Annotated in this window: 1 protein-coding gene; it reads right to left on the reverse strand. The window is 62.2% G+C overall.

The window, feature by feature from the left end:
* Positions 1–102: 102 nt before the first annotated feature.
* On the reverse strand, positions 103–1,299 hold the full coding sequence (locus tag PY310_RS21465) for an integrase catalytic domain-containing protein (protein WP_275216656.1): 1,197 nt from the start codon (positions 1,297–1,299) through the stop codon (positions 103–105).
* Positions 1,300–1,413 lie beyond the last annotated feature (114 nt).

Here is a 1,413-nt window from a genome sequence, read left to right on the forward strand (position 1 = left end):
CCTGTTGCCTCATTGCAATACCTCCGGGAAGACTTATTCGTTGCCTCATCTGAAAACCTCCGGTTGAGGGTTTCGTTGCCTCATTGAAAAACCCCCGGTTCTTCAGTTGTTCCAGGCCTTGTTGACGGGCTTGATGGCGGCGGGCTGCTTTGCCCGGGAGAGTGTCTCCAGCTGGCCGGTCAGCGCCAGGATCTGGCGTGAGAGTGCGGCAGGTTTGATCTGTTTGAAGGCCGCGTTCATCCGGATGATCGGACGTTTACGCATCCTCTCGTGCCGGATGGCCCTCTGGTGGGGTGTAGCAGGTGCGTCGTGCTTCTTGGTCACTTTCGCGCCGTGCCGGTGCTTCTCGATGAGTTTCTGCTGGGGCAGCAGGTAGTTGGTGAAGATCCGGTCCAGCTCCCAGATTTCATTTAGTTTCTCCAGCTCCGCGGCGGTGTCGTAGCGGAGATAGCCGACCAGTTCCCGGACCCTGGCCCAGTTCTTTTGCTCCACGTGGGCGCCGTCGTTCTTGTTCCCGGGCCGGGATCGGGTGAAGGTAATCTGGCGGGCGTGGCAGTAGGCCAGCAGGTGCTCGTTAATGAACTCCGAGCCGTTGTCCGAATCAATGCCGATGATCGGGAACGGGAACACCGCGGTGACCTGTTCGAGGGCCTCGAAGACCCATTTGGCGGCCTTGTTCCGCACCGACCGGTTCACGGTCCAGCCGGTGGAAATGTCTGTCACGGTCAGGGTGAAGCAGAATTCCCCGAAGCTGTTGCCTCCTTCGTGGCCGACCAAATCGATCTCCACGAATCCCGGGACGGCGTCGTCCCATTCGGCCCAGGTCCGGACCGGGATCTGGGATTTCAGCAACGTGCCGGGCTTGGTGTGTGACCGTCCCCGCGGGAACAGTTTCGCCCGTTCACCGGAGAGCTTGCGGTCGATGGTCGCCGCGCTCATCCGCATCAGCAGATCCGCCTGCGCGTCGGTGATCTCGAGTTCCTTGTCGCGGCGCAGCAGCGGCACCAGGACCGGCAGCATCGGGGCAAGGAGCCTGCCGGCAGGGGCGCGCAACACCGCCCAGCACGTGACCAGAGGTGGCAGCAGATCAGGGCCGTAGACGGGCGTCCTGCCCGGTCTGGGCCTGACGACCTTTAGGACCAGGGCCTCCCGCAAGGCGGCCCGGGCGTAGTCGCGGTGCCAACCGGTCAGCTCGACCAGCTCGTTCAGGATCCGGGACTTACCTGCACGATCCGCACCCTTGTAGGCGAGGGCTTTCTTCTTCGTCACAGCCTGCCGCTGGACCATAGTGAGCTCCATGAAAACGGGCATAACCCGCATCCGCTGCCACCGCCGGAAACCACGCCGCTACGCGGAGGTTTTCAATTGAGGCAACGTATCCGGCTACGCGGAGGTTTTCTATGAGTCAACGCG

This window comes from Pseudarthrobacter naphthalenicus, from assembly GCF_029076445.1.
Classification (GTDB): Bacteria; Actinomycetota; Actinomycetes; order Actinomycetales; family Micrococcaceae; genus Arthrobacter; species Arthrobacter naphthalenicus.

Excerpts from the sequence above, each read along its gene's own strand:
- PY310_RS21465 (WP_275216656.1), bottom strand. The coding sequence starts at position 1,299 with ATGGAGCTCACTATGGTCCAGCGGCAGGCTGTGACGAAGAAGAAAGCC.